The sequence below is a fragment of the Arthrobacter sp. ISL-28 genome (genome assembly GCF_018613875.1).
Taxonomy (GTDB): Bacteria; Actinomycetota; Actinomycetes; order Actinomycetales; family Micrococcaceae; genus Arthrobacter.
Genome location: NZ_JAGGPJ010000008.1, coordinates 125,688 through 148,196 on the forward strand (window position 1 = coordinate 125,688; position 22,509 = coordinate 148,196).

15 protein-coding genes and 1 pseudogene are annotated in these 22,509 nt (G+C 67.8%); 10 read left to right on the top strand and 6 right to left on the bottom strand.

Annotated elements, in window-relative coordinates; all coding sequences use genetic code 11:
- Positions 1-31 precede the first annotated feature (31 nt).
- Positions 32-5,077, top strand: a complete 5,046-nt coding sequence (locus tag J7E80_RS07390; protein WP_215050829.1) for an ATP-dependent helicase — start codon at positions 32-34, stop codon at positions 5,075-5,077.
- Positions 5,070-5,963, top strand: coding sequence for a DNA-formamidopyrimidine glycosylase family protein (locus J7E80_RS07395; protein ID WP_215050830.1), 894 nt, complete (start codon positions 5,070-5,072; stop codon positions 5,961-5,963). The genes J7E80_RS07390 and J7E80_RS07395 overlap by 8 nt, the downstream gene beginning before the upstream one ends.
- Before the next feature lie 59 nt (positions 5,964-6,022).
- Here J7E80_RS07395 and J7E80_RS07400 read toward each other — a convergent pair whose 3' ends face one another.
- Positions 6,023-6,694: a YitT family protein gene (locus J7E80_RS07400; RefSeq protein ID WP_251036595.1), complete on the bottom strand. Its 672-nt coding sequence runs from the start codon at positions 6,692-6,694 to the stop codon at positions 6,023-6,025.
- 60 nt (positions 6,695-6,754) lie between these two features.
- Between J7E80_RS07400 and J7E80_RS07405 the strand changes: the two genes are divergently transcribed.
- Positions 6,755-8,233 (top strand): PLP-dependent aminotransferase family protein, encoded by a 1,479-nt coding sequence (locus J7E80_RS07405; protein WP_215050831.1) that lies wholly within the window; start codon positions 6,755-6,757, stop codon positions 8,231-8,233.
- A 139-nt stretch (positions 8,234-8,372) separates the two neighbouring features.
- Positions 8,373-9,362 carry an RluA family pseudouridine synthase gene (locus J7E80_RS07410; RefSeq protein WP_215050875.1) on the top strand — a complete coding sequence of 330 codons (990 nt, stop codon included), beginning with the start codon at positions 8,373-8,375 and terminating at the stop codon, positions 9,360-9,362.
- 25 nt (positions 9,363-9,387) lie between these two features.
- On the opposite strand, the gene J7E80_RS07415 is transcribed toward J7E80_RS07410, so the two are convergent.
- On the bottom strand, positions 9,388-9,942 hold the full coding sequence (locus J7E80_RS07415; protein WP_215050832.1) for an O-acetyl-ADP-ribose deacetylase: 555 nt from the start codon (positions 9,940-9,942) through the stop codon (positions 9,388-9,390).
- Positions 9,943-10,022: 80 nt separating this feature from the next.
- On the opposite strand from J7E80_RS07415, the gene J7E80_RS07420 reads away from it, so the two are divergent.
- On the top strand, positions 10,023-10,652 hold the full coding sequence (locus tag J7E80_RS07420; RefSeq protein ID WP_215050833.1) for a DedA family protein: 630 nt from the start codon (positions 10,023-10,025) through the stop codon (positions 10,650-10,652).
- A gap of 19 nt (positions 10,653-10,671) precedes the next feature.
- On the opposite strand, the gene J7E80_RS07425 is transcribed toward J7E80_RS07420, so the two are convergent.
- Positions 10,672-10,977 carry a hypothetical protein gene (locus J7E80_RS07425; protein ID WP_215050834.1) on the bottom strand — a complete coding sequence of 102 codons (306 nt, stop codon included), beginning with the start codon at positions 10,975-10,977 and terminating at the stop codon, positions 10,672-10,674.
- An 87-nt stretch (positions 10,978-11,064) separates the two neighbouring features.
- The gene (gene ppc / locus J7E80_RS07430; protein WP_215050835.1) at positions 11,065-13,875 is read right to left on the bottom strand and encodes a phosphoenolpyruvate carboxylase; all 2,811 of its coding nucleotides are present in this window, start codon (positions 13,873-13,875) and stop codon (positions 11,065-11,067) included.
- 231 nt (positions 13,876-14,106) lie between these two features.
- Between ppc and J7E80_RS07435 the strand changes: the two are divergent.
- Positions 14,107-14,924, top strand: a pseudogene (locus tag J7E80_RS07435) (DUF1684 domain-containing protein).
- Between the two features lie 129 nt (positions 14,925-15,053).
- Here the strand turns inward: J7E80_RS07435 and J7E80_RS07440 are convergent.
- Together J7E80_RS07440 and J7E80_RS07445 are read right to left on the bottom strand one after the other, a co-directional pair.
- A complete protein-coding gene (locus J7E80_RS07440) occupies positions 15,054-16,253 on the bottom strand; it encodes an acyl-CoA dehydrogenase family protein (protein WP_215050836.1) in 1,200 nt (399 codons plus the stop codon).
- Entirely contained in the window at positions 16,250-17,104 is an 855-nt protein-coding gene (locus tag J7E80_RS07445) for an SDR family NAD(P)-dependent oxidoreductase (RefSeq protein ID WP_215050837.1), read from the bottom strand. Before J7E80_RS07445 ends, J7E80_RS07440 begins: the two co-directional genes overlap by 4 nt.
- 100 nt (positions 17,105-17,204) lie before the next feature.
- Here J7E80_RS07445 and J7E80_RS07450 point away from each other — a divergent pair, with 100 nt between their 5' ends.
- The 4 genes from J7E80_RS07450 to J7E80_RS07465 all read left to right on the top strand — a co-directional run bounded on the left by J7E80_RS07450 (position 17,205) and on the right by J7E80_RS07465 (position 22,509).
- Positions 17,205-18,542 carry a glycoside hydrolase family 76 protein gene (locus J7E80_RS07450; protein ID WP_215050838.1) on the top strand — a complete coding sequence of 446 codons (1,338 nt, stop codon included), beginning with the start codon at positions 17,205-17,207 and terminating at the stop codon, positions 18,540-18,542.
- 163 nt (positions 18,543-18,705) lie between these two features.
- Positions 18,706-19,749 (top strand): iron ABC transporter substrate-binding protein, encoded by a 1,044-nt coding sequence (locus tag J7E80_RS07455; RefSeq protein ID WP_215050839.1) that lies wholly within the window; start codon positions 18,706-18,708, stop codon positions 19,747-19,749.
- A 4-nt stretch (positions 19,750-19,753) separates the two neighbouring features.
- Positions 19,754-21,346, top strand: coding sequence for an iron ABC transporter permease (locus J7E80_RS07460; RefSeq protein ID WP_215050840.1), 1,593 nt, complete (start codon positions 19,754-19,756; stop codon positions 21,344-21,346).
- Positions 21,343-22,509, top strand: coding sequence for an ABC transporter ATP-binding protein (locus J7E80_RS07465; RefSeq protein WP_215050841.1), 1,167 nt, complete (start codon positions 21,343-21,345; stop codon positions 22,507-22,509). The genes J7E80_RS07460 and J7E80_RS07465 overlap by 4 nt, the downstream gene beginning before the upstream one ends.

The following is a 22,509-nucleotide window of genomic DNA, read 5'->3' on the forward strand; positions in this document are numbered from 1 at the left end:
TACTGTCAGTGCCTTAGGGCATGATGGAGGCATGCAGTCGCAGGGGCCCGCCGGCGCATCCGGCGGCACATCTTCGGTGGACTCCATGGGCCAGTTCAGCCTGCCCACACGGGAGTGGTTCCTTGGTGCCTTCTCGGAACCCACGCCCGCGCAGCAGGGCGCCTGGCAGGCCATTTCCTCGGGTTCGCACGCCCTTGTGGTCGCCCCCACGGGATCCGGAAAGACGCTGGCGGCCTTCCTTTGGGCACTGGACCGGCTGCTGGTTTCCGGGGCGGCTGCGCCCGCCGAACTGCCCGGGCTGGAGGTCCTGGCCAAACAGCCCAAGGCCAAGCGGCCGAAGCGGAAAACCCGGGTGCTGTACATTTCGCCGCTCAAGGCGCTTGGCGTCGACGTCGAACGTAACCTGCGCTCGCCCCTCATCGGCATCATGCAGACGGCAAAGCGGCTGGACCTGCCCGCTCCCCTGATCACCGTTGGCGTACGGTCCGGCGACACGTCAGCCTCCGACCGCCGCGCCCTGCTCAGCAACCCGCCCGACATCCTCATCACCACGCCTGAATCACTGTTCCTTATGCTGACGTCCCAGGCCCGGGAAACATTGAACGAGGTGGACACCATCATCGTGGATGAGGTTCACGCCGTGGCAGGCACGAAGCGGGGCGCGCACCTCGCCGTCTCGCTGGAGCGTCTCGATGCCCTGCTGCCCAAACCTGCCCAGCGGATCGGCCTCTCCGCCACCGTTGAGCCGCGGGAGCTCGTGGCGCAGTTCTTGGCCGGCTCCGCTCCGGTCACGGTTGTGGCACCCCCTGCCCGGAAGAACTGGGACCTTACAGTATCTGTCCCGGTGGAGGACATGTCCGATCTCCAGGGCGCGGCCGGAGCTTTCGATTCGGGTCCCGCATCAGGGCTGCAGCCCCAGGCCTCCATCTGGCCGCACGTGGAGGAGAAGATCGTGGACCTGGTGCTGGCCAACCAGTCCACCATCGTCTTTGCCAACTCACGGCGGCTCGCGGAGCGGCTGACCGCACGGCTGAACGAGATCCACGCCGAACGGCAGCTCTTGGCTGTTGGGGGTGGCTGGAACGACTCCACGCCGAGGCTGCCGGAAGTCCCGACGTCCACGGCCACGCCTGCCCACATGATGGCGCAGGCCGGGAGCACCGCGGGTGCCGAACCGCTGCTGGCCAGGGCGCACCACGGCTCTGTGTCCAAGGACCAGCGCGCGCTGATTGAGGACGATCTGAAGTCGGGACGGCTGCGCTGCGTGGTGGCCACGTCATCGTTGGAACTCGGCATCGACATGGGCGCCGTGGACCTCGTCGTCCAGGTTGAATCGCCGCCCTCCGTGGCCAGCGGGCTGCAGCGTGTGGGCCGGGCCGGGCACCAGGTGGGCGAAATCTCGCAGGGTTACCTTTTCCCCAAGCACCGCGCCGATCTCGTGCACACCGCCATCACGGTGGAGCGGATGCTGGAGGGCAAGATCGAGCGGCTCAGTGTTCCTGCGAACCCGTTGGACATCCTCGCCCAGCAGACCGTCGCTGCGACGGCCCTCGGCAGCATTGATGTGGAGGAGTGGTTTGCCACCGTGCGGCGCTCCGCTCCCTTCGCCTCCCTCCCCCGCTCCGCCTTCGAGGCCACGCTGGATCTGCTGGCCGGGCGCTACCCATCTGATGAATTCGCCGAGCTCCGGCCCCGGATCGTCTGGGACCGGAACGCTGGGACCATTGAAGGCAGGCCCGGCGCCCAGCGGCTCGCCGTCACGTCCGGAGGAACCATCCCGGACCGGGGACTGTTCGGCGTCTACATCATCGGCACCGAGGCTGAAGGATCGGCCTCGCCCGCCGGCGCAGCGGCCGACGGCAAGGGTTCCGGCTCCTCCTCGCCTGCCAAGGGCGGCCGGCGCGTGGGTGAACTCGACGAGGAAATGGTCTATGAATCCCGGGTCGGCGATATCTTCGCGCTCGGTGCCACGAGCTGGAAGATCGAGGACATCACCCATGACCGGGTCCTTGTCTCGCCGGCGTTCGGCCAGCCGGGAAAACTCCCGTTCTGGAAGGGCGACTCGCTGGGACGGCCCGTCGACCTGGGGCGCGCCCTCGGCGCGTTCGTCCGCGAACTGTCAGCGTCCGACGTCGGCCCTGCCACCGAACGCTGCAAGGCCAGCGGCCTGGACGACTTCGCCGCCAATAACCTGCTGCAGTACCTGAATGAACAGAAGCTTGCCACCGAAGTGGTGCCGAGCGACACCACGCTCGTCGTGGAACGCTTCCACGACGAACTGGGTGACTGGCGCGTCATTCTCCACAGCCCGTTCGGCATGCCGGTTCATGCCCCCTGGGCACTCGCCGTGGGCCAGCGCCTCCACCAGCGCTATGGCCTGGACGGCTCCGCCATGGCCGCCGACGACGGCATCGTGCTGCGCGTGCCCATGATGGAGGACGAACCGCCCGGCGCCGAGCTGTTCCTGTTCGATCCCGACGAGCTGGAGCAGATCGTCACTGCGGAGGTGGGCGGCAGCGCCCTGTTCGCCTCCCGCTTCCGCGAATGCGCAGCCCGTGCGCTGCTGCTGCCGCGGCAGACTCCGGGCAAGAGGCAGCCGCTGTGGCAGCAGCGCCAGCGGTCCGCCCAGTTGCTCGACGTCGCCCGGAAATACCCGTCCTTCCCGATCGTGCTGGAAACGGTGCGGGAGTGCCTGCAGGATGTTTACGATCTTCCGGCCCTGAAGGACATCGCCGGGTCGGTGGAACGGCGTGAGCTGCGGATCGTGCAGACCACCACGCAGCAGCCGTCGCCGTTCGCCAAGTCGCTGCTGTTCGGGTACGTGGCGCAGTTCCTCTATGAAGGCGACTCGCCGCTGGCGGAGCGCCGGGCGGCCGCGCTGGCACTGGATTCCACGCTGCTCAACGAGCTCCTTGGCCGGGTGGAGCTGCGGGAACTGCTGGACGCCAAGGTCATTGAAGCGACCGAAAGTGAGCTTCAGCGGCTCGCTCCGGACCGGAAGGTCCGCGGGCTTGAGGGCGTCGCCGATCTGCTGCGCCTGCTGGGCCCGCTGTCGCCCGAAGAGGTTGCCGCCAGGCTTGTCCCGCCGGTTGGGTCTCCCCCGCTGGTTGAGCCTGCCGAAACCGGGACTGCCGAACCCCCGCTGGCTGATGCCGTGGCGCACCTCTCCGCTCTCCAGCGGTCCAATCGCGCCATCAAGGTGAGCATCGGCGGCACCGAGCGGTTCGCAGCGGTGGAAGATGCCGCGCGGCTGCGCGATGCGATCGGGGTTCCCCTCCCCATGGGCGTGCCCCTGGCCTTCATCGAGCCCGTAGCCGACCCCCTCGGCGACCTCGTATCCCGCTATGCGCGCACGCACGGTCCGTTCACCGCCACCGAAGCCGCGGCGAGGCTGGGACTTGGGGTCGCCGTCGTCAGTACCGCACTAAAGCGGCTTGCCGCGGACGGCCGCGTAGTTGAGGGCGAGTTCCGGCCCCATGTAGAGCCGGTTGCGGGCCGGGAGCCAGATGCCGAATCAAAGAGGTACGGCACCGGCGCCCCAGCAGCGGCTGAGGAGACCGAAGGCGCGGCCACCGCTGAGACGCCGTCGGCAGCGGATGCATCGCCTACATCAGCGGTCGTTGTCGCCCCCGCCGGCAGCGAATGGTGCGACGCCGAAGTGCTCCGCAAGCTCCGCCGTCGTTCCCTGGCCGCATTGCGCGCCGAAGTGGAGCCGGTGGACGCCACCGCGTACGGCCGGTTCCTGCCTGCCTGGCAGAACGTCCGCACACCGGGAAGCCGGCGGGGTCAACCGGCGTTGCGCGGCCTGGATGGAATCGCCACGGCCATTGACCAGCTGTCCGGTGTGCCCATTCCGGCCTCGGCCTGGGAACCCCTGGTGCTGGCCAGCCGGGTGTCCGACTACCAGCCAGCCATGCTGGATGAGCTGATGGCCGCCGGCGAGGTCCTCTGGTCCGGCGCGGGTTCCCTGCCCGGCAATGACGGCTGGATCAGCCTGCATCTGGCCGACTCGGCGGAGCTGACGCTGAATCCGGCCCTCGACTTCGAGCCCGGCGCCGCCCAGCAGCGGCTGCTGGAGCACCTGCAGACCGGCGGCGGCTATTTCTTCCGCCAACTGACGGATATTGCCGGCGGGATGGACGCGGTGCTCAACGACCAGGAAGTTGTTTCCGCGCTGTGGGATCTGGTGTGGGCGGGCCGCGTCACAGGCGACACCTTCGCGCCCGTGCGCGCGCTCATCGCCGGCGGACACACCGCCCACCGCCAGGTTGCGCGGCCTCCCCGCGCCCGCGCTCCGCGGATGAGCCGGCTGGGCCGGTCACACGGAACCGGACTGTTTGGTTCGCCGGGGCTCACCGGCGGACGGTACGGCTCGGTCACCGGGTCTGCACCGACGCCCCCGCTGGCCGCCGGACGATGGTCCGCCCTTCCGTCCCCGGAGCTCGACCCCACGATCCATGCCCGCGCCACCGCGGAACTGCTCCTGGACAGGTACGGAGTCGTCACCCGCGGCTCCGTCATGGCCGAGAACATCCTGGGTGGCTTCGGACTCATGTACAAAGTGCTGGCCAGGCTGGAGGAAGCCGGACGCTGCCGGCGCGGCTACTTCATCGAGCATCTCGGCGCCGCCCAGTTCGCCGTACCCGCCACGGTGGACCGCCTGCGCTCATATTCGGAAGACACACAGCTAGCGAAGCCGGACCCCGTGGCCTTGGCCCTTGCCGCCACGGATCCGGCCAACCCGTACGGCGCCGCATTGCCTTGGCCCGCGCTGAACGTGGAGGCGGGCAGCGGGCACCGTCCGGGCCGGAAGGCCGGGGCACTCGTTGTGCTGGTCGACGGCGCGCTGTCGCTTTATGTCGAACGCGGCGGAAAGACGCTCCTTGTCTTCACCGACGAGGAATCCGTTCTGACTTCCGCCGCTGCGGCCCTGGTCGATGTGGTGAAGCGGGGTGCAGTGGACAAGCTCGTGATGGAAAAGGTCAACGGCCACGCCATCCTGGACACTCCGACAGCAGCAGCATTGACGGCGGCCGGCGCCTACTCGACGCCGAAGGGGCTGAGGATCCGTGCCTGAGGGTGACTCCGTATGGCGGGCCGCCAACCAGCTGCACAATGCCCTCGCCGGCCAGAAACTCACTGCTTCAGACTTCCGTGTCCCGCGCTTCGCCACGCTGAACCTGCAGGGCTGGACCGTGGAGGAAGTGGTGCCGCGCGGCAAGCACCTGCTCATGCGGCTGCTCAGTCCGGCCGGGGAGCGGCTGACCATCCATTCGCACCTCAAGATGGAGGGCAGCTGGCACGTCTACCCGCCCGGCGGCCGGTGGCGGAAACCGGGGTTTACGGCCCGGTGCGTGCTCCGCACGCCTACGGCGGACGCCGTCGGGTTCTCCCTCGGGCTGCTCGAGGTCATCCGGACCGCTGAGGAGGACAAGGCTGTGGGGCATTTGGGGCCGGACTTACTGGGCCCTGACTGGGATCCGGCCGAGGCCGAGCGCCGCATGGCTTCAGCGCCGGAGGTGCCGATCGGCGTGGCCCTGCTGGACCAGCGCAATCTTGCCGGCATCGGCAACATCTACCGCTGTGAGGCCTGCTTCCTTTCCGGCATCCATCCGGCCTCGCCGGTCTCGGCCGTACCGGACCTGCCCGCCCTGTTCGCCCATGCCAAGCAGCTGCTCGAAGCCAACCTCGGCCCCGGCCGCCGCACCACCGTCCTCAATCCGCGCGGGACCCTCGGTCCGCGCGGGACGCCGATGGGCAGGACGGTCGGCCGCCCCGGATACTGGGTCTACCGGCGGGAGCACCAGCCATGCCTCCGCTGTCGAACTCCGATCCTCCACGGCGTCTTGGGCAAGACCACCCTGGGTGGACCGGGTTTGAGTGGACGCGAACTTGTCGTCGAGGAGCGTGACATCTACTTCTGCCCCAAATGCCAGCCGTTGTTGGGCGCCGCCGACAGCTGACGCTGCTCGGGCAGCGCCCACGCTGCGAGCGATTCTGGAGAACCCGGTCAGGAATCCCGTCAGGTAGCGGTCACCGGGGTCTTGGCCTCGCCGCTGGGGTCGGCAGGCTGCGTATCAGCGGCCACGTCCGCGGCTGCCTCCGGTGCCGCGACCCGTGCCGGAACCATGAAGCGCGGCAGCAGGAGCTGGACCATCGGTCCGATCGCGAGGGCGTACACCACCGTGCCCACTCCGACGGATCCGCCCAGCAGCCAGCCCGCGGCAAGGACCACCACTTCGATAAGAGTCCGGGACGTCCGGACAGACCATCCGCTGCGCCGGGCCAGGCCGGTCATGAGTCCGTCCCGGGCGCCGGGGCCGAAACGTGCACCGATGTAGCAGGCGGACGCGATGGCGTTCAGCACCACGGCGCCGCCGAGCATCGCTATCTGCCCGCCGAGGTGGGAGAACACAGGGATGAGCGCCAGGCCGACGTCCGCGAACACACCCACCAGAACGGCGTTGCACAGCGTGCCGAATCCGGGCCACTGCTTCAGCGGAATCCACAGCAGGAGCACGAGGAAGCTGACGATGATCACCACCACACCAATGCTCACTCCCGTCCTGGCCGCGACTCCTTGGTGAAACACGTCCCATGGGTCCAGGCCGAGCCCGGCGCGGATGAACAGGGCCAAAGAAATGCCGTACATGGCAAGGCCGGTGAAGAGCTGGAGGAGTCTGCGAGTCATCATTGAACCATCCTGAGCCACAACTGGCCTTGTTTTCCATGGCCAGTTTGAGATACTGGCCTGATGTCAGGTTCCCTTAGCCCCACTGCCCTCGCACGCCTTCTGGGCCAGTGGCACCTCGGTGCCGCCCCCGCCTACCGGGAACTGGCCGACGTCGTCCGTCTCCTCATCCTGGACGGCCGCATCCCACTGGGAACCGCGCTCCCGAGCGAGCGCGCGCTATCCGCCAGCTTGGCCTTCAGCCGCACCACTGTCACGGCGGCGTATGCAAGCCTGCGCGACCAGGGCTTCCTCAGCAGCGGGCAGGGCACCAGGGGACGCACCTGCCTTCCCCGAACCTCTGCCCATGAGACGGAGGCAGCCGCAGGCGCTGGACTGTCGGGTGCGCCGGGACTCGCAATTCCCGACGGCGTCATCGACCTCGCATACGCATCCCTCCCTGCGAGCGGGGAGGTGGTGCACCGGGCCTTTGCCGCAGCCCTGACCGAACTGCCGGTCCTCTTGCCCGGCTTCGGTTATGACGCGCTGGGCCTCCCCGCACTCCGGGAGGCGATCGCGGGCCGGTATACCGCCGTCGGGGTGCCCACTACCCCGGAGCAGATCCTGGTGACCTCGGGCGCGCAGCATGCGCTGAACATCGTGCTGCGCGCCATGGCGGGCAGGCAGGACAAGGTGCTGGTGGAGCACCCCACGTACCCGAACGCCCTCGATGCCATCCGGGCCGCCGGATACCGGATGGTTCCGGTTGCCCTGCCTCCCGCCCCGGCAACGGGATGGGACATGGACGCCACGGAGGCGGCACTAATCCAGCAGCGTCCCAAGCTGGCCTATATGGTGCCCGACTTCCACAACCCCACCGGCCGGCTGATGCCCGACGCCCAGCGCAGACGGCTCGTCCGCGCCGCCGCCGCGTCGGACACGGTGGTGGTGGCGGATGAAACCCTCCGCGAACTGAACCTCGACGGCGGCACGGCGGCACCGCTGGCATCCTTCAGCCCGGCTGTAGTCTCTATAGGGTCGCTGAGCAAGTCCCACTGGGCGGGGCTGCGCACCGGCTGGATCCGCGCCTCCGAAAGCCTGATCCAGCGCTTTACCGCGGCACGGACCAGCATGGATCTGGGCGGCCCGGTGGTTGACCAACTGGCCGCCGCCCACCTTGTACGGGCCCTGGATGAGCCCCTGCCGTCCCGGCTGGATGCGCTCAGGCAAAACCGTGCGGTGCTGCTGGACCTGCTGCGGACCCACCTTCCGCAGTGGAAGCCGGAACGCCCCGACGGGGGGCTGGCCGTATGGTGCAGGCTGCCGGCCCCGAGCAGCACGGCTCTGACCGTCATCGCGCCCGAATTCGGCATCCGTCTCGCAGCCGGCCCCAGATTTGGCGTGGGTGGCGTCTTTGAGAACCACCTGCGCGTTCCCTTCACGCTGCCGCCCGACAAGCTGGAAACGGCGGTCCTGGCCCTGCGCTCAGCCCAGGACCGGCTGGATTCCTCCCCCCAGCTGCGCAGGACCCTCAAGGACTCCCCCGCCGTTGCCATCGCCTGACTGAGGCCACAGCCCGGCGGAACCCTTGACCCGGCCGCCATTTCGACGGTTCCGCGCGTACTCGTTGCCCGGCCGCGTCGAGCGGGACGGGAACCGTCGAAACGGCGGGCAGCGGCCCGGCACGTAGAATGGACCGGTGATGCAATCCCCTCTCCCCGTGCGCGACGGCGTGAACGCAACCCGCCTGCGCCTGCCGGACGAGGGGCCGTGGGACACCGCGATGGACTACATGATGCACCGCTGGGGCCACATCGACCCGCAGGGCATCGAGGACCGTTTCGACGCCGGCGAGATCGTGGGCGAGGGCGGCGTCCCCCTTGACCGGCGGACCAGGCTCGAGGACCACACCTTCATCTGGTACTACCGCACGCTGCCACCGGAGACGCGCCTGCCGGTCGAGCTGAACATCCTCCATCAGGACAGCCACATCCTCGTGGTCGACAAGCCCCATTTCCTGCCCACGACTCCCGGCGGCACCTACATCCAGGAGTCGGCCCTGGTGCGGCTGCGGAACCAGCTGAACCTCCCGGACCTGATCCCCATGCACCGGCTGGACCGCATGACCGCAGGCCTTCTGCTCCTGTCCACCAATCCCGAAACCCGCGGCAAATACCAAGTGCTCTTCGAAAAGCGCCAGGTACAGAAGGAATACGAGTGCGTGGCCGCCGCCGAGCCGGCAGCAGGCCACCCCGCCGTTGACTTCCCCGTGGTGGTCCGGAACCGGATGACCAAGTCCCGCAGCTACCTTCTCGCCGAGGTCGTCGACGGCGAGCCGAACGCCGAGACCCGCATCGACCTGCTGAAGGCGTTCGACGCCGGAACCCCCGACGGCGGCCGTCCCACCTCTGGTTCGCCAAAGCTCCCAACACCACAGCGCCCCACACCGCAGCGCCGCGGCCTGTACCGGCTCGAGCCGCACTCGGGCAAGACCCACCAGCTGCGGGTGCACATGGCCTCGCTGGGCCTGGGCATCCTGCACGACGCGTTCTACCCGGACCTGCTGGACAAAGCCCCGGACGACTACACAAAACCGCTCCAGCTCCTCGCCCGCGGCATCCGCTTCGTCGACCCCATCACCGGGAAGCCCGTGGAGTACCGCAGCCGGCTCGAACTGAGCGAAGCCCGCTAACTGCTGACCCGCGGGATTGTTCCAGTCAGGCCGGGACGCCGCCGCCGGTTTCCTCGAGGACAGTCCGGAAAATTTCCGCGACCTCCTCGCTGAACAGCACAAACTCCACCAGCTCCACTCGTTGCACCCCGGCTTCGACCGGGCGGCCCATATACGCATGAACCGCCTCGAACCCCACCTGGGCGACCGTGCGGGCCTCCCAGCCGTAAACGCCAGCACCGACAGCCGGAAAGGCAAGCGACCGCACTCCGAGCCCTTCGGCGACGCGCAGGCTTTCGCTGAAGCACGAGCCGAGCAGCGCCGGATTGGTCTGGCCGGCGTGGCGGTTCGGACCGACCGTATGGATGACCCACTTGGCCGGCAGGCGGAACCCGGGGGTGGCCACGGCCGCGCCCGGGGCAAGGCCGTCCGGCAGCTTCGTGGCGCGCAGCTCGCGGCAGGCTTCGAGCAGTTCCGGCCCTGCCGCCTGGTGGATCGCGCCGTCCACGCCGCCACCGCCCAAGAGCGAGGAATTGGCGGCGTTGACAATCGCATCCACCGGCCGGGCAGTGATGTCGCCCTGAACTATTTCAATCCGCATGCAGCCAGTTTCACACCGCCGCCGGCCTGGGCAAAGGGCGGACCATCCCCTGCGCAGGCCAATTGCGGTACCTTGTGCCAATGGACTTCGGAAACGCGGACAACTGGGGAGCCGCGATCTACTTTTGGATCTTCCCGACAGTACTGGGCGACGCCATCTTCCCGCCGGTGCCATCCGAGATGGTCCTGATCACCGGCGGCGCGCTCTCGGCCGAGGGCCGGGCCAATCTGTTCCTGATCGGACTCCTTGCAGCCTCCGCCTCATGGCTGGGCGACGTGGTGGTGTTCCAGCTGTTCAAGCGCCGGCTGAGCCATGTCCTGGACCGCTGGCGGTGGGGCCGGAAAGTGCACCACGGCATCCATGACGCCATCGCCAAGGCGGGGCGCTCCTCCACGTACGGCACCATTATCGGGGCCCGTTTCATTCCCGGCGGCCGGCTCGCCACTTCCGCTGCCGCGGGTATTGCCGAGGTCTCCACGGGAGGCTTCAATCTTTGCGCCGGACTGGGCGCGGTCCTCTGGGCCACGTGGCTCGTCGGTCTCGGCTACTTCACGGGCTCTGCCACCCAGCTGCCTTTCTGGGCGAGCTCGCTCATCGGGGCAGGCGCCGGACTGGTGATCGGCGCGATCGTCGGGGTGATAGCCACCAGGCGCCGCGGCAGCCGGTCACCGGTGGACGAGCCCGACGAACCGCCGGAGCCGGCCTCCTAAGGGCCCGAAACAGCGGCGCTCAGACGGGCGCCCACCGGCCGCGGCTCCGCCGGAGCACCGCTAGCGAGCCGGTCACCGCAACGCGTTCGACAGCGTCGCGCATCATCGAAGCCGATTCCCGCGCCCGGTTATTCTCACCGGTATACTCGGTTGGCTCCACGAGGAAGCGCAGGTTCAGCTGCGGCACGCCGCCGACAAGTTCCAGCTGGTTCGATTCCACATGATGGCGCGTGCCGAGCGCTTCGACCGCGGCGGCCATCACAGCTTCGGGAGGGTTGCCCGGCTTCAGCCCGGTGATCTTGAGTCTGGTCTGGAAGGACGGCATGGACTCCACCCTAGCGCCGGCGCGAACCGGCTGGTAACACCCGCAAACCCGGGCCTCGCCTGACTCGTAACTGGGCCAGGGGACCGGCTACCCGGTGTTGCGCAGGCCAGCCGCGACGCCGTTGACAGTGATGAGCATGGCCCGCTGGAGGCGCTCGCCGATCTCGGTCCCGGAAATGCTGCTCCCCTCGGCCCGCACGCGGCGCAGGAGCTCCACCTGGAGGTAGCTGATGGGATCGAGGTACTGGTCGCGGATTTCCAGCGAACGCCTGAGCGTGGGCTGGGCATCCAAGAGCACGTTCTCACCGGTAAGGTTCTGGATCTCGGAGACGGTGAGCTCGTACTCCTCCCGGATCGCGCGGAAGAGGTGGTGCAGCTCCTTGGGGACAAGGGTGTCCACGTAGTAGCCAGCGATGTCCAGGTCCGTCTTGGCCAGGGTCATCTCGACGTTGGAGAGTACCGAGCGGAAGAAGTGCCAGCCTTCCATCATCTCCACGAGTTGCGCGGAGTTTCCTGCTTCGCGGGCTGCCCTCAGGCCCGAGCCGACGCCGAACCAGCCCGGCACGATCTGCCGTGACTGCGTCCAGCCAAACACCCACGGGATGGCGCGGAGGCCGCCGAGGCCCGCACCGGAGTCCGGGCGCTTGGAGGGCCGGGAGCCGATGTTGAGTGAACCGAGCTGCTCCACCGGAGTTGACGCCATGAAGTAGGCGGGCAGGTCCGGATCGTCGATCAGGCTCCGGTAGCGGTCGAAGGCGGCGTCGGAAATGATATCCATGACGTGCCCGAAGCGTTCGCGCTGGTCCTCGGATGTCCGGGGTGCACGGTGCAGTGCCGACCCCTGCATCACGGCAGCGAGCGAGAGCTCCAGGTTCTCGCGGGCCAGCTCCGGCAGCGAGTACTTGTCCGAGATGACCTCGCCCTGTTCGGTGAACTTGATTTCGCCCTCGAGGACGCCGTTGGGCTGGGCCATGATGGCGTCATAGGTAGGCCCACCGCCGCGGCCGACAGATCCGCCGCGGCCGTGGAAGAGGCGGACGCGGACACCGTGCTTTGCGGCGATGTCACGCAGCTTCCGCTGGGTCTTGTGGATCTCCCACTGGCTGGTCATCACACCGGATTCCTTATTGGAGTCCGAGTAGCCGAGCATGACCTCCTGGACGTCGCCGCGCAGCCGGACCAGCTCGCGGTAGGAGGAGTCGGACAGCAGCTGGTCCACGATTTCCGCGGAGGCGCGCAGTTCCTCAACGGTTTCGAGCAGCGGGGCGAAGCCGATTTTGGCGTACGGGGCGTCGCCGAAGAGGCTCACCAGCCCGGCTTCCCGGGCCAGCACGGCAGCGGCCAGGACGTCGTCGGCGCCGCGGGTCATGGAGATGATGTACGTCTCGATGACGTCTGGGCCGTAGGTGCGCAGGGCTCGCCGGATCTCACGGAAGACGTCGTACGTTCCGTCAGCAACGCCGTCGAGCTTAATGGGGTGGCCGGACAGCGGGCGGCGGGAGGCCAGTTCGGCGCTCAGCACCTCGAGCCGCTCCTCACGCGTCAGTTCCGCGTAGCGGATGCCGGGGCCGCCCAGGCGGTCCATGAGCTGGCCGACGGCGTCGTGGTGGTGGTCGGCGTGTTCGCGGATGTCCAGGGTGGCCAGATGCAGGCCGAAGGACGCGATGGCACGCCGCACGCGGGCCAGGGCCCCGTCCGCGGCGAGCGACGCCGAGTGGTTGCGCAGCGAGAGTTCCAGCAGTTCCAGCTCGGAAATGAGGTCCTCCGTGGAGGTGTAGTCCCGGCCGGGCTGGTGGGACGATTCCGAAGCGACTCGCTTGCCCGTGTTGATGAGTTTGGCTTTGATGCAGGTCAGCTTGAGCCTGTAGGGCTCCTGGGCGTTGAGCTGCAGGATGCGGCGGTCCAGGCCGGGCAGCTTCGCGAGGTCAGCGTCGATGGAATCGAGCAGGGCCTGGTCCGCGCCGGCCAGGGCTGTGGAGTTGGACAGGATGGAGATCAGTTCGTCGATCATGGCGATGCTGATCCGGATTGCGTTCTGGTTCTGCAGCTGGAGGATCTCACGGGTTACGGCCGCGGTGACGTTGGGGTTGCCGTCGCGGTCGCCGCCGATCCAGGAACCGAACTTGATCGGGGCGTTCTGGGCAGGCAGGGTGACGCCGTGCTCGCCCAGGAGTTCGGACAGGTCCGTCAGCATCTCAGGCAGGGCGTCGGTGAGGATGCTGTTGAGGTAGTAGATGGCGTTGCGGGCCTCGTCCACGGGGGTGGGCCGGACTTGGCGGAGCTCGTCCGTCTGCCACATCTGGTCGATCATCTCGGACAGCTGGCGGTCCTGGCGGCGGCGGGCCGTGGTGCCTTCAACCGTCGGCTCGGCCAGCACATCGGAGAGTTTGCGGATTTTGTCCAGCACTGAACGGCGGGATGCCTCGGTAGGGTGTGCGGTGAAGACTGGGCGCACGTCCAGTTCGTTGACCACTTCCTGCAGCACGGCCGGACCGGCCTGGCCTGCGATGTCCTCGACCGCCTTGGCCAGCCAGCCGTCCTTTTCCTGCCGGGTGCGCAGGCCGCGGACGCGGTGGACCTGTTCGGCGGCGTTGGCGAGGTGGAAGTAGAAGGCGAAGGCGCGGACCAGATCGGTGGCCTGCTCAAGCGGCAGGGAGGCGAGCAGCTCACGGACCTGGGCGACGACGTCGTGCGCGCTCCACGGACCCGTTGCGTCTGCGCCGCCGCGGGCGGCTTCCTTGGATTCCTTGGTCAGCAGGCGAACCTGCTCCACGAGGTCGAGGAGTTCGGGACCGTGCTGGCGGACCAGCGATTCGCCCAGCAGGGTGGAGACGCGGCGCACATCGGCGCGGAGTTCGGCGGCGAGATCTGTTTCTGAATTCATTGCAGTGTCAGCCATGGAAGCTATCTTTCGAGGGTTCGGACTTGGCTCGTACACTGCGCTGGATACTGTGAGCCGGGTTACTTGTTCCTATGGAATGTTACCCGCCTCCCGCCGGGGCCGGGAATATGTGTCAGAGGCCGGCACGCCCTTGAACCCGCCCGCCCGGGCAGGCTGAGGGGCTTTCGCGGGCGGAATGAAGTCCCGTCGCCTGGGGTTGTACAGGCAGCCATTTACCTTGGAGGAACCATGAGCACGTCACCAGATGTCCAGCTGCAACGCTGGCACCGCTTCCGGACCAGCCGCAACACCGCCCTCGCCGCGGAACACGGCTGGCTCACCCTCACGTCGTTCCAATGGCTCGAAAGCCGGCCCTCCGCCGTCGACCTCGCCCCGGGGCTGTGGTCAACGGACGGCACGACGGCGGCGCTCACCGCTGTAGCGGCCGATGGGCTGACGCTCGTGGAGAGCGGCGAACCGGTGGACGGCACCATCACCGCCCGGCTCGCGGATGAGGAGTCCCTGATGTGGGTGCAGTTCGGCGGCGACGGAGGCACGCAGGTGATAGTGGAACTGGCCATGCGGGCGAATAAGTACGCTATCCGCACCCGGGATTCACAGTCGCCGGTGCTGACGGAGTTCGACGGCGTGCCGACCTTTGATTACCGCCCGGACTCGTGGTGGAGGCCCGTTTTGAGGCCTATTCCGAGCCGGAGGACGTGCCGATCGCCACCGCCAATCCCCTGGTGGACGGGGTGCACCGGACGGTGGGCGAGCTGGTGTTCCGCCTGCCCGGCAGGGACCACGAGTACCGGCTCCACGCCGAGGAAGAGAAGCTCGGCGCCTTGACGGTGACGTTCCACGACGAGACCAACGGGGACAGCACCGATGAATGGCGCAAGGTCTCCACGGCCCGGCCACGGCCAGACGGCTCGGTCATCCTGGACTTCAACCGCGCCATCAACTACCCGAGCGCGTTCACGCCGTACGGCACATGCCCGATGCCGGTGAAGAACAACAGCCTGGACGTCCGGATCGAAGCGGGCGAAAAGCAGCCCAACGCCTGAGCGCGAACAGGCCCCTACCCCCAGCGCGAACGTACCCTCACCCCAGCGCGAACAGGCAGGTAATGCCCTCAAACCCGGGTTTCGCGGGCATTAGCTGCACGTTCGCGCTTCGAATCTTTGGCGGGCGGGCTAGACGATCGCGGAAACACCGGTGACGGCCCGGCCTACGATGAGCGTGTTGATTTCGTACGAGCCCTCGTAGGTGTAAATCGCCTCGGCGTCGGCGAAGATCTTCGCCATCCGGTAGTCCGTAACGATCCCGTTGCCGCCCAGGATGGACCGGCCCATGGCCACCGTTTCACGCATCCTGGCCGAGGTGTAGGACTTGGCCAGGGCCACCCGCGCCATGTCGGCGGCGCCCTGGTCCTGCAGCTGCGCGATCCGGACCATCATGCCCGCGCTTGCCACCGCGTTGCCCAGCATGGAGACGAGCTGCTGCTGGATCAGCTGGAACTTCGCCAGCGGGCGCCCGAACTGCGAGCGTTCCACCGCGTACTGCCGGGCGACGTCGAACGCCGCCAGCTGCTGCCCCACGGCCTGCCACGCCACCATGATCCGGGAGCCTCGCAGCAGCGCATTCGTGTCTTCGAAGCCGTTAATCCCGGCGAGCCGGTCGGCCTCGGGGATGCGGACGTTGTCGAAGCGGATGTCGGCGTTCTGCACGGTCCGCAGCGCAATCTTGTTTTCGATCCGGGTCCGGCTCACTCCAGGCAGGCGGGCATCCACAATGAAGCCGCGGATGGCGCCGTCCGCCTCGTCGCGCGCCCAGACCAGCATGTAGTCGCAGAACGTCCCGTTGCCGATCCAGCGTTTCGCGCCGTTCAGCACCCAGCAGTCGCCGCCGTCGTCGGCACCTCCCGGAACCAATCGGGCCGCGGTCTCCATGCCGCCGGCGACGTCGGAGCCGTGGTCCGGTTCCGTCAGCGCGAAGGCACCCGTGGTGCGCAGGCTGGAGGCGTCGTCGAGCAGCCGGTCCCGCTGGTCCTGCGAGCCGAATTCGTAGAGCGCCTCCACGAAGAGATCGTGGTGCACCAGGAAGAACGTGGCGATCGAGGTGTCCACGCGGGTCATTTCGGCGATCACGAGCCCGGCGAACAAGTGGCTGTAACCGCGCTGTGCCGGGGTGCTTAGCTCCAGTGCTGCGAGCTTCGGCAGAATGTGGGCGGGAAACTCGGCCTTGTTCCACCATTCCCCGGCGTAGGGCGCGATCTCAGCTGCGAGGAACTCCCGCAACTCGCGGAGCTTGCGCTGTTCGGCGGCGCTGAGCTGCGATTCATAGTCGAAAAAGTCAGCGGTGGGCAGGGTTTCGGTGGCGGTGAGCGGTGTCATTTCGGCCCCATCCGGATGGCCCCGTCGAGGCGGATGGTTTCGCCGTTCAGCATGGCGTTGTCCACGATGTGCGCGGCGAGGTTGGCGTACTCGGCGGGACGGCCAAGGCGGGACGGGTGCGGCACCTGCTTCCCCAAGGACTCCTGTGCCTCGGGCGGCAGGCCAGCCATCATGGGCGTCTCGAAGATGCCGGGGGCGATGGTCACCACGCGGATCAGCGAGCGGGCCAGTTCCCGCGCCAGCGGCAGGGTCATGGCGGCGACCGCGCCTTTCGAAGCGGCATAGGCCGGCTGCCCGATCTGCCCGTCGAACGCTGCAACAGACGCTGTGTTGATGATGACGCCGCGCTCTTCCCCGCCAAGGTCGGTGACGGCCGGCTTCGTGAGGACCATTTCCGCGGCGGCCAGGCGGACCACGTTGAAGGTGCCCACCAGGTTGATCTGGATGACGCGGTTGAAGGTTTCCAGCGGCAGGACCCCGTCGCGGCCCAGAACCTTGCCGGGGGTGGCGATGCCGGCGCAGTTCACCACGATCCGCAGCGGACCCAGCGCCACGGCGGCGTCGACGGCGGCCTGCACCTGCTGCTCATGGGTTACGTCCGTGGGGACGAAGACAGCCCTTTTCGCGTCGGCCGCGCCGTTCCCTTCGTTCCCCCCGTCTCCACCGGCACCGCCAGTGCCGCCAACCGCGCCAGCACCGGCGTTCAGCTCCTCCGCATAGGAGGCGCCCGCCGAGGAGCCGAGGTCCGCGAGCACCACTGAAGCACCGGCGTCGAACAGCCGCCGGGCGGTGGCAGCGCCCAATCCGGACGCCCCGCCCGTGACCAGCGCGACACAACCCTTGATGTCCATACATCCTCCTTGATGCGGAAACCGGCGCGAGCATAGTTAGTGAATGTTAACTGAAAGCAACCGCGGGCGCACCTTTCACCGGATTGGCTAGGCTGACGGGATGAGCCAGCACGACGCATCCGCCGCCCGTGAGGATCAGCCGCACGCCGGGAAGCCGGGCACAGATCCGGACTGGGCCGCCCGTGCCGACGAGGCCGCCCGGTCGGTCACCCACCTGTTCGGCCAGCGGCTGCTCTTCCTGCCGGGGACACACATCGCCGCCACCACCCGCCCCTCGGGTCAATTCAAGATCCTCGTCGGACCGTGGCACTACTGGTGGCAGGCCCATTACGTCGACTGCCTCGTGGACACCGGCCGGCGGGAACTGGGGACGGCCGACCGGCCCCCTGCCCGGTTCGACGGCGACAACAACCCCAGCGCCGGCCAGCTCGCATCCCGCCTGGTAACCGGCATCCGGCTGCGCAATTTCCTGACCTTCGTCAACAGCTATTACGACGACATGGCCTGGCTGGCCCTGTCCACCCTCCGGCTGGAGAAGCTGGCGGAGGAAAGCCGGCGGCCAAGCAGACGCCGCCACGCCCGGATCCGCAAGAGCCTGACGCTCCAGTTCGATTCCGCCTCCACGGACGACCTTGACGGCGGCACGTTCTGGAGCACAAAACGCGACTTCAAGAACACGCCGGCCACGGCACCGGTGGCCCTCTACTACGCACGCACGGGCAATCCGGCCAAAGCCCAGGCGCTGCTGGACTGGCTCGACGCCAGGCTCTTCGACGCCGGCCGCGGCCTCTACCTGGACGGCCTGCGGATCAGCCCGACGGGCGAAACAGTCCTCGAGGACGCTATTTACACCTACAACCAGGGGCCGGTCCTCGGCGCGCTGCTGGAACTCGGCGGCACCAGGAACCTGGAGCGCGCCGCAGCAGTAGTGGACGCGGTGACGCCGCATCTCACGCTGCCCGGCGCGGGCGCGCCGGAAGCGGGCGCGCCGGAAGCGGGCGCGCCGGATGCTGGCGGCAGCACCGGCATCAACGGAGGCACCACCGGCACGGCTGTCCTGCGCTGCGACGGAACGGGCGACGGCGGGCTGTTCACCGGAATTCTGATGCGCTACCTCGCTCTGGCGGCACGTGACGGACGGCTGCCGGATCACACGCGCACCACGGCCGCCCGGCTGGTCAGGGACACCGCCGCCGCCCTCTGGGCAGGCCGCAGGGTCGTCTCCGCCGGCGAGGCCCTCGCACAACACGGCGGGGCGGGACGTCTGGTTTTCTCCTACGATCCGCACCTGTCGGCCGGTTCCGCCTATCCGCCGGGCGCCGCCGTCGAACTTTCCACCCAGCTCCAGGCATGGATGATGCTCGAAGCAGCGGCGGCAGCGGCCGCCGCCCCACCCGCTGCCGCGGGGGCGCCCTCCGAAGACATCGCCCCGAAATAGGTCATGCAACAGTTCCGTAATTGATGTGATACTGGTCACTTAATCCCCCTGTCGCCTTGCTGCTTAGGTATGGCTAACCTACAGTTTTCGAAGTGAGCTTCACCTAACTTCCCCAGCTCACAAGGACTGCGGTCCGCCCTGACTTTTGCAGAAAGAAGCCCCGATGAAGATCCGCAACAACGCTCTGGCCGGCATCGCACTCGCAGCCACCGCAGCACTGGGACTGTCCGCTTGCGGCGGCTCGCCCGCCCCCGGCTCCACCTCCGCGGAAGCCACCAACGGCGAGATCACCGTCTACAACGCCCAGCACGAAAGCCTCACGAAGGAGTGGGTTGACGCGTTCACAGCGGAGACCGGGATCAAGGTCACGCTCCGCCAGGGCGACGACACCGAGATGTCCAACCAGATCGTCCAGGAGGGTGCAGGCTCCCCCGCGGACGTTTTCCTCACGGAGAACTCCCCGGCGATGGCCCAGGTGGAGAACGCTGGACTGTTCGCGGACGTGGACAAGGCCACCGTGGCCCAGGTTCCCGCCGCCTTCCGCCCCAGCACCAACAAGTGGACCGGCATTGCCGCCCGCTCCACCGTTCTCGTGTACGACAAGACCAAACTGACCGAGGACAAGCTGCCGAAGTCCATGCTGGACTTGGCCAAGCCGGAGTGGAAGGGCAAGTGGGCCGCTTCACCGTCCGGCGCCGACTTCCAGGCCATCGTCGCAGCTCTCGTTGAGCTCAAGGGCCAGGCCGCTGCCGAACAGTGGCTCAAGGGCATGAAGGAAAACGCCAAGGTCTACAAGGGCAACAGCACCGCCATGAAGGCCGTCAACGCCGGCGAGGTGGAGACCGCGCTGATCTACCACTACTACTACTTCGGCGACCAGGCCAAGACCGGCGAAAACTCGAAAAATGTCAGCCAGCACTACTTCAAGAACCAGGACCCGGGGGCCTTCCTGTCGGTTTCCGGCGGCGGCGTGCTGAAGTCCTCCAAGAACACCGAGAAGGCCCAGGCCTTCCTGAAGTTCATCACGGGCAAGAAGGGCCAGGAAGTCCTGCAGAAGGGCACGTCCTTCGAGTATGCCATCGGCTCCCAGGTTCCGGCCAACGACAAGCTGGTCCCGATCAAGGACCTCCAGGCTCCCAGCGTGGACCCGGCCAAGCTGAATTCCAAGACGGTCTCCGATCTGATGACCAAGGCAGGACTGCTGTAATTCCGTGATCACCGATCTTGCGGCTCTGGAGCTTTCCGGACGCACGACGACGGCGGGCAGGGGCAAGCGCCCCCGCCCGCCTTTCGGCGTTTCCACCATAGCTGTCATTGCTGTTCTCATTGCCCTGGTATCGCTCGTCCCGCTGGGTTACGTCGCCTTCATGACGGCAGTCACGGGCTGGGATACGGCGGCGTCCCTGATCTTCCGGCCGCGCGTGGGCGAGCTGCTGCTGAACACAGCGCTGCTGATCGCGTTCACCGTTCCGTTGTGCCTTGTCCTGGGTGTGGGCGCTGCCTGGTTGGTGGAAAGGACCGAGTTGCGGGGCCACAAAGTCTGGGCCGTGCTCCTCGCAGCGCCGCTGGCCATACCGGCCTTCGTCAACAGCTACGCATGGGTTTCCGCGGTGCCGTCCTTGGAGGGCCTTTTCTCGGGCGTCCTGATCGCCACACTGTCCTATTTCCCCCTGGTGTACATCCCCGCGGCCGCCACCCTCAGCCGGCTGGACCCCGCCGTGGAACAGTCCGCCGCTTCGCTGGGGCTCGGCGCCTGGCGGGCCTTCTTCAGGGTGGTCCTGCCCCAGCTGCGGATTGCCATGACCGGCGGCGCGCTGCTGGTTTCACTGCACCTGCTGGCAGAATACGGCGCCTTCGCCATGATCCGTTTCGACACCTTCACCACGGCGATTATGGTGCAGTTCAGATCCACCTTCAACGGCCCCGCCGGGAACATGCTGGCCAGCGTGCTGGTGTTCTTTTGCCTGATCCTGCTGCTGGTGGAGGTCCGGAGTCGCGGCACTGCCCGGTACGCCCGCGTCGGCTCCGGCGCCCAGGCGAAGGCCCTGCGGCTTCCCCTCCACGCCTACCAACTCCCTGCACAGGCGGCGCTGCTGACCGCGAGCACACTGGCGTTCGGGCTGCCGCTGCTGTTCGTGTTCCGCTGGATTGTCGCAGGCGGCTCCGATGTCTGGGCGGCCGACGAGTTCCTCCCTGCCCTGCTGCAGACCCTCGGCTTCGGGCTGGGCGGCGCCCTGGTGACCACCGCCGTGGCGTTCCCCATGGCGTACCTCGCCGTGCGGCATGCCAGCTGGTTCAGCAAGGCGCTTGAGCTATCGAACTACATCACCAGCTCCATGCCCGGAATCGTGGTGGGGCTTGCCTTCGTGACCGTCAGCATCCGGCTGGCGCCGGGGATCTACCAGACGGCCTTCGTCCTGATCGCCGCCTACGTGCTTCTGTTCCTCCCCCGGGCGCTCGTCAGCATCCGGGCCGGGCTGGCGCAGGCACCGAAAGAACTGGACGAGGCAGCCCAGTCGCTGGGAACACCGCCGCTGCTGTCCTTCATCCGGGTCACACTTCGGCTGACGGCGCCGGCGGCTGCGGGCGGGGCTGCCCTGGTTTTCCTGGCAATCGTCAACGAGCTGACTGCAACGCTGCTCCTCGCCCCCAATGGCACCCGCACGCTCGCCACCGAGTTCTGGAGCAAGAGCAGCGAAATCGACTACGCCGGTGCGGCGCCCTATGCCCTGCTGATGATCGTGATCTCGGCGCCCATGACCTATTTGCTCTTCCAGCAGTCCAAGAAAGTAGCGGGACAGTGACCGAACAAGCGCCTTCCAGGCTTCCGGAGCCTCGGATCTCGCCGTCCGTGGCGCCGAGCACCAACAGCCATCTGGTGATTGAGGATGTCACCAAGGACTTCGGTTCGCAGGCCGTGCTCAAGGGCGTCAACCTGTCCGTGGCCAAGGGCGGCACCACCGCGATCGTGGGCCCCTCCGGCTCCGGCAAGACCACGCTGCTCCGGCTCATCGCCGGCTTCGAGCATCCCGGTACCGGCAGGATATTGCTCAACGGCAGTCCGGTGGCGGGCGACGGCGTGTGGACACCCGCGCACAAGCGCCACATCGGGTACGTGGCCCAGGACGGCGCCCTGTTCCCGCACCTGACAGTGGGCCAGAACATCGCTTTCGGGCTCAGCGCCTCAAAGCTCGACGGCGGGCGGCGGGCTGTTGCGGCGCGCGTCTCCGAACTGCTGGAGATGGTTTCCCTGGATGCCGCCATGGCCAAACGGCGCCCGCACCAGCTCTCCGGCGGACAGCAGCAGCGGGTTGCCCTGGCACGCGCCCTCGCCCGCGAGCCGGAACTCATGCTGCTGGACGAGCCGTTTTCGGCCCTCGACGCCGGACTCCGCGTGGCAACCCGACGGGCTGTGGCGAAAGTACTCAGCCAGGCCGGCGTCACCACGATCCTGGTCACGCATGACCAGGCCGAGGCCCTGTCCTTCGCCGACCAGGTGGCCGTGATGCGCGGCGGCAAGCTTGCCCAGATCGGCAATCCGTTCGTCGTCTACACCCGCCCGGCCGACCGTGCCACCGCCGAATTCCTGGGCGACGCCGTGATCCTCGACGCCTGGATGGAGGGCTCCCTGGCCACGTGCTCGCTCGGCGGCATCCCCGTCCGGCGCCCGCCGGCCCAGGGCCGCGTGCAGCTCATGCTGCGGCCTGAGCAGATCCGCATTGCCGAGGACGGAAACATCCGGGGAGTGGTGGTGGACACCGACTATTTCGGCCCCGAGACCACAGTGCGGCTCAAGCTGGCGGTCCCGCCGAAACTCGCCGGAGCCATGCCTGACCACCGCTACCCCGGCGGCGGTGAAGTGATCACCATCCGGCACTGGAACGCCTCCATCGCCCAGCCCGGTACCGAGCTCTGCCTGCGTGTGGTGGGCGAGGCTGTGGCATTCCCCATCGAAAACGGCGGCTAA

Bases quoted from the DNA above. Each gene is read 5' to 3' on its own strand.
- J7E80_RS07390 (WP_215050829.1), top strand. From the start codon at position 32: ATGCAGTCGCAGGGGCCCGCCGGCGCATCCGGCGGCACATCTTCGGTG.
- J7E80_RS07400 (WP_251036595.1), bottom strand. From the start codon at position 6,694: ATGATGACTCGCAGACTCCTCCAGCTCTTCACCGGCCTTGCCATGTAC.
- J7E80_RS07405 (WP_215050831.1), top strand. From the start codon at position 6,755: ATGTCAGGTTCCCTTAGCCCCACTGCCCTCGCACGCCTTCTGGGCCAG.
- J7E80_RS07410 (WP_215050875.1), top strand. From the start codon at position 8,373: ATGCAATCCCCTCTCCCCGTGCGCGACGGCGTGAACGCAACCCGCCTG.
- J7E80_RS07415 (WP_215050832.1), bottom strand. From the start codon at position 9,942: ATGCGGATTGAAATAGTTCAGGGCGACATCACTGCCCGGCCGGTGGAT.
- J7E80_RS07420 (WP_215050833.1), top strand. From the start codon at position 10,023: ATGGACTTCGGAAACGCGGACAACTGGGGAGCCGCGATCTACTTTTGG.
- J7E80_RS07425 (WP_215050834.1), bottom strand. From the start codon at position 10,977: ATGCCGTCCTTCCAGACCAGACTCAAGATCACCGGGCTGAAGCCGGGC.
- ppc (WP_215050835.1), bottom strand. From the start codon at position 13,875: ATGGCTGACACTGCAATGAATTCAGAAACAGATCTCGCCGCCGAACTC.
- J7E80_RS07440 (WP_215050836.1), bottom strand. From the start codon at position 16,253: ATGACACCGCTCACCGCCACCGAAACCCTGCCCACCGCTGACTTTTTC.
- J7E80_RS07445 (WP_215050837.1), bottom strand. From the start codon at position 17,104: ATGGACATCAAGGGTTGTGTCGCGCTGGTCACGGGCGGGGCGTCCGGA.
- J7E80_RS07450 (WP_215050838.1), top strand. From the start codon at position 17,205: ATGAGCCAGCACGACGCATCCGCCGCCCGTGAGGATCAGCCGCACGCC.
- J7E80_RS07455 (WP_215050839.1), top strand. From the start codon at position 18,706: ATGAAGATCCGCAACAACGCTCTGGCCGGCATCGCACTCGCAGCCACC.